Here is a 5528-nt window from a genome sequence, read left to right as displayed (position 1 = left end):
AAGTCCAAGAATGGTATTATTTATCATTAAATCTTTCTACTGTTGTGAACCCCTGACGATAGATTTGCAGAATCTTTGTAACGTTTTTCTTCGGTTATTAGCCTAATAATTTATGGTTTTATCGTTGTTTCTCATTAATTTTTAAGGTTTAAACACGTTGGAGCGAAAAAAGACCGGGAAACAGGTTTGAAAACACGGGAAAAAGCCCCAAAAAAAGGCAGATTTTGCGAATCTATCGCCTGGGTCTAGGTTTTTTCGCCTTATCCGCACTATTCATCATAGCAAGCATAGCCCTCATCATAAGAAAAAATATGTCATAACATCGCAGCGGTATACTACTACAAGGAAAGATTGTAACGGCTTCCTAAGGCGTGGATTTACTGGATGCGGACTTTTAAGGGGGAGAGTGCCTTGGCCTGTTGGTTAGAGGCTCCGCCCGGTGGTATTACTCTTTTGGAGAGGGCTGTGCGCCGGACTTTGCGCCCGTTGGCGGAGTATAAATTGTTTTTTAGAAGTCTTCAGGAGGGAAGTGGAATTCCGCTTTTGGAGTTGTTAAATCAGCAGAATAAAACTTGGAAATGGAGTCCGGATATGTTCAAAATTAAAATTAGGAAAGAGATGGAGAGGGATAGGGAGAAAGAAAAATAGAGGGGAGGGGAAATTTTTCTATTCACGTTACTGAAACCTTTTAGGCTATTTGGGAAAGAAAATTAAAATGTTTATTGTGTTTTTAGTTTCAGTTTAAGTTTTGTTTTTTCTGTGTTCTAAAACTTGGGGATTAACAATACAAGATGGGATTTCGTTTTTTAAGGCTTTTACAGTGTTTTCAGCTGCCAATACGGCCATTCTTGTTCTGGTTTCTAGTGTTGCTGACCCGATATGGGGGGTGAGAACTATATTTTTGAGTTTTAATAGTGGATTATCGGGGCTGATTGGTTCCTTATCGTATACGTCGAGTGCTGCCCCTTTTATTTCTCCCTCGGTGAGTGCCTCATAAAGGGCTTCTTCATCAACTACTTGGCCACGTGAGGTGTTGATTAGATAGGCGGTTTTTTTCATTTTGTTTAGTTCTCTTCTGCTAATCATGCTTCTGGTTTCGCTGGTAAGGGGTACATGTAATGAAACGAAATCGGATATTGAAAGAAGTTCTTCTAGAGAAACATACCTTACACCGATATTGGTTTCCTTTTCCAGATCTCTTTGAGGTTGATAATAAACTATTTTCATTTTGAAACATTTGGCTCTCTTCGCGACTTCTGAACCGATTCGGCCCAGTCCTATAATTCCTAGGGTTTTGTCTCTTAGATCTGATCCGAGGAGTAGGTTGGGGCTCCAACCTTTCCATTGCCCTGATCTTACAAAGGAGTCTGCCTCCGGGATTCTTCTTGCAACTGCTAGTAGTATTGTGAAGGCTAGGTCTGCGGTGGCATCGTCCAGTACTCCGGGTGTGTTGGTTACATATATTCCTTTTCTGGTTGCGGCTTCTAAATCTATGTTATCGTAGCCGACTGCGACGTTTGCTATTATGGTAAGCTGTTTTCCGTGGTCAATTATTTCTGCGTCTATTTGGTCGGTGAGCAGGGCCACTAGACCGTGAGCATCTCTGATATTCTTAATTATCTCATTCTTTTTCGGTGGTAGAGTCCCCGAGTGGACTGTGACATTTGCGTTTTCTCTAAGAAGTTTGAGTGCCTCTTCCGCAATTTGCCGGGTTATATAGACTTTTTTCAATTCGGGCACCATTTTCTGAATGGATCACTTATTTTATGATTTTATTTGAAAAGGTATAAAATATTGTGAGCTTTTAGGGTTTTTAAAAAATTCCCAAAATATTGGTGTTTTCTTTATTATAGAGGATTGGGGATGTAAAGTAATAAAAAAGCTTAATAAAGTATACGGGGAAGGGAATTAAACAAGTCTGATATTATTACTAAAAAGTTTTGAGGATGAATTTGAAGGATTCGGATAGTAAGGAGGTCAAAAATAATGTTAAATGGTCGGAGCCTCATGGAAGTAATAAACAGTGAATTCGAAAAGCTACGAGGGAACCTAGATTTAATTGACTTTGATGACTTTAAGAGGTTGGAGGAGCATATCAAAAGGTCAAACCGTATTTTTATCACGGGTAAGGGAAGGTCTTCTTTCGTGGGCATGATGTTTGCCATGCGTCTACTTCAGAAAGGCTACAAGGTTTACTTTATAAGCATTGAGATGACGGATCTCATCCCTCCAATAGAGGAAGGTGACCTGCTCATAGCTATTTCGGGAAGTGGTGAAACGACGGAAGTGATAACCGTTGCTAAGGCAACTAAGGAGTTGAAAGGAACTATTGTGGCCATAACGTCTTGGGAGGACTCGTCCCTAGGTAAAATCGCTGATGAAACTATTAAAATAGTGGGAAGGGAGAAATCCCAGGAGCAGAGTTTTGTGGGAAGAGAAGTTAAAGGTACGCAGGAGCCTCCAGGAGCCTATTTTGAAATTTTATCCACCATAGTGTTAGAATCACTAGCAACACTCATAGAACCCAAACAATGAGACATTAAAAAAGAATCTCGAAATCCTAGAAAATAAAATGTCTATATATCTCAAGATTTTTGTAAATTGATTTTATTCGCAAGCTCCTCTAAAAGAATCTATATTTATTTTATTTTCACAATTTTCTTTGGCTTTCAATGTTTATGAAGTCTTTTCGAGTTCCATGAGGACTTCTTGTATTTCTTTCCTGTAGGTTTTGATAAAATCCTTGGCTTTTGTCTCAGTCCGAGCTTCTACAAATATATCAAACACGGGTTCATCTGAGGAGGGACGAATTAAAACCCAGCCCTTATCCAGATATATTTTTATACCATCGATTGTGTCGAATGGTTCTCCCTCCGCGTTTTCTACAATGGTTCTCATAATTAATCCTCTGTGTTGAAGTGGAGTCGGTATAGATTCTTTAAATGTGTAGAAGCTGGGAATTTCCTTCATTATCTCGGAAAGAGGTTCGCCTGTCTTCGCTAAAAATTCAAGAAGCTTAGCAACACTTATTACACCGTCACGGAAGGGGTGTATCTGTGGAAAGATAAAGCCTCCGGTTTCATCTCCTCCAAATATGGCCTTTTGTCGTATCACAGTTTCCGCCAAAGGCCTAAACCCCAGTTTGGTGCGAATTACCTTGCCATCGTATTTCGAAACCACAATATCCACAATTTGACTGGTGCTAACAGGCACCACAACTTTGTTCCCTTTCCTGAATTCGGTTAAAACTGCTTGGGCCAAAAGAGCCACCGAAGTATCCCCACTCACCACTTCTCCTTTTTCATCTACAAACAATACTCTATCCGCATCACTATCGAAGGTAGCACCCAGATCCGCGTCCAGAGCCTTCACCGTTTTCCTGAGGTTATAGAGAGAATCCGGAGCGGAAGGTATGGTTCTTCTAGGGGCAGACTCCCCCAGAGACACGTTAAGGGTAATAACTTCGCATCCTAGTTCTCGGAGAAAAGCGGGGGCAATCATGGAACTGCTACCATCAGCACAATCTATCACTACACGCATTTTTGATGACTTCAGCTTCGTATTTATATGGTTCAACGAATTTTCCAGATATGATTCTATAAAGCGTGTGGGATAAAGTATGTCACCGACAGCCCCTGATCCACTTCTTTTTAAAGCATCTTTGAAGAAAATGTCTTCCACTTTTTTTTGCTCTCTCTCATTCAGATCTATTCCTTCAGAGTCAAACATTCTAACGCTGATTAGGTTCTCGTTTTCGCGGGGAACAGTTATGGATATTCCACCCTGAGCTTTATTTAACCTTACAGCCTCTTCAATTAATGGTGTGGGCAAAACTCTAAGATTATACACATTTACACCTGCAGACTGAAGCCCAGCTATCATCGCTCTCTTAATCATGCGGGAGATAAGGTATGTATCCCTACCAATCACCACTTTTGAGCCTTCACTTAGATAGGTTCCGAATGCTGCTCCCAATTTTGCTGCGAATTCAGGCGTGATTTCCAAGTTGGCAAGACCCGAGATGCCGTAATCCCCAAAAAGACTCTTTTTCCACATCACACCCCAAATTATGTTCATATTCACAATAGCATTCTTCTGAACCACCTTATCCGGCCAGATAAGAATATTCTCCTGAACCACACTCTCTGGACCCAAAATACAATCATCACCAATAACCGCCCCATCAAGTACTGTGCTCTTCTCACCAACTTCACACCGGGATCCAATCACACAGGAACGCAATGATGCCGATTTATGAATAGAAGTGTTCCCCCAGACCACTGAGCGACTAATTCTAGCACCCTCACCCACATAACAACCAGCACCAATCACACTGAAACGATCAATTACCACACCCTGACTAATACGGCAGGAATCACCAATCACCGCGGGAGGATAAATCTCACAGTCATCAGCAATTTTAACATCCTCCCCTATCCACAAACCATCCTTAACTTTTCGGTGAGGAAGCTCCACCCTGATAGAACCCTTAAGAACATCGTAATTGGCTTCCAGATATTTTTGAGGAGTCCCAATATCCACCCAATAAGTATTAATCATATACCCAAACAGATTATGATTCTCAGTAAGCATTTTGGGAAAAACATCCTTACTGAAATCGTACTCCCTATTCTCAGGTACCAGATCCAAAATTTCAGGCTCCATGACATATAAACCCGCATTGATAATATCGCTAAAAACCTCGCCCCAACTCGGCTTTTCAAGAAAGCGACTAATAAAACCATCATTATTGATAAACACGATACCAAAAGCTGTAGGACTAACAGAACGAGTTAACGCTATCGAAGCCAGAGCCCCCCCTCTACGATGCTCAGCAATAAAATTAGAAAAATCAATATCCGTTAACACGTCACCACTTGCCACTAAAAATGGGCCGGAAATATATTTCTGAGCATGCTTCACCGCTCCCGCAGTTCCCAAAGGAGTCTTCTCATATGAATAAGTTAGATTAACCCCCAATCTTGAACCATCACCAAAATACTGCTCAATCTTCTCACTTAAATAACCCAAAGACACCACAATATCGGTAACACCATGCCTCCGAAGAAGCCTTATGGTATGCTCCATAATGGGAATACCACCCACAGGAACCAAGGGCTTAGGAATATTCACTGTCAAAGGCCTTAACCGTGTTCCAACTCCACCAGCTAAAACCACCGCCTGCATAACCACCCGCTTCCAAACCATTTTAGATTACATAAACACCATCACAATATTAAGCTTTCACCTTCAACCGTTGTCCGAAACTTACCCATCTAGGACACTTCCAGACGATAGATTCGCAAAATCTGCCTTTTTTTGAGGCTTTCCCCTGTGTGATTCAAGCCTGTTTCCCAGCGTTTTCCAATTTAAAGCTATTAAAACCTTAAAAATTAATGAGTAACGCCTTTAAAACCATAAATTATTAGGATATAACCGAAGAAAAACTTAACAAAGATTCTGCGAATCTATGGCCAGATGGTGTTCGGTTCCTGCTTCATAGGGGAGCACCTGCCTTGGGGCATGAA

The 5528-nt window shown here is 41.1% G+C and carries 4 protein-coding genes; 2 read left to right on the top strand and 2 right to left on the bottom strand.

The window, feature by feature from the left end; translation table 11 throughout:
• The first annotated feature begins 411 nt into the window (after window positions 1-411).
• Window positions 412-648: a hypothetical protein gene (locus tag ACUVXA_RS15460; RefSeq protein ID WP_445872180.1), complete on the top strand. Its 237-nt coding sequence runs from the start codon at window positions 412-414 to the stop codon at window positions 646-648.
• Window positions 649-741: 93 nt separating this feature from the next.
• Here ACUVXA_RS15460 and ACUVXA_RS15455 read toward each other — a convergent pair whose 3' ends face one another.
• Window positions 742-1731 carry a 2-hydroxyacid dehydrogenase gene (locus tag ACUVXA_RS15455; RefSeq protein ID WP_445872179.1) on the bottom strand — a complete coding sequence of 330 codons (990 nt, stop codon included), beginning with the start codon at window positions 1729-1731 and terminating at the stop codon, window positions 742-744.
• Window positions 1732-1986: 255 nt separating this feature from the next.
• On the opposite strand from ACUVXA_RS15455, the gene ACUVXA_RS15450 reads away from it, so the two are divergent.
• The gene (locus ACUVXA_RS15450; RefSeq protein ID WP_445872178.1) at window positions 1987-2535 is read left to right on the top strand and encodes an SIS domain-containing protein; all 549 of its coding nucleotides are present in this window, start codon (window positions 1987-1989) and stop codon (window positions 2533-2535) included.
• Window positions 2536-2676: 141 nt separating this feature from the next.
• On the opposite strand, the gene ACUVXA_RS15445 is transcribed toward ACUVXA_RS15450, so the two are convergent.
• On the bottom strand, window positions 2677-5208 hold the full coding sequence (locus ACUVXA_RS15445) for a sugar phosphate nucleotidyltransferase (RefSeq protein ID WP_445872177.1): 2532 nt from the start codon (window positions 5206-5208) through the stop codon (window positions 2677-2679).
• Between the last annotated feature and the right edge of the window lie 320 nt (window positions 5209-5528).

The organism is Candidatus Jordarchaeum sp. (assembly GCF_052745115.1).
This window is presented reverse-complemented; position numbering and strand designations above follow the sequence as displayed.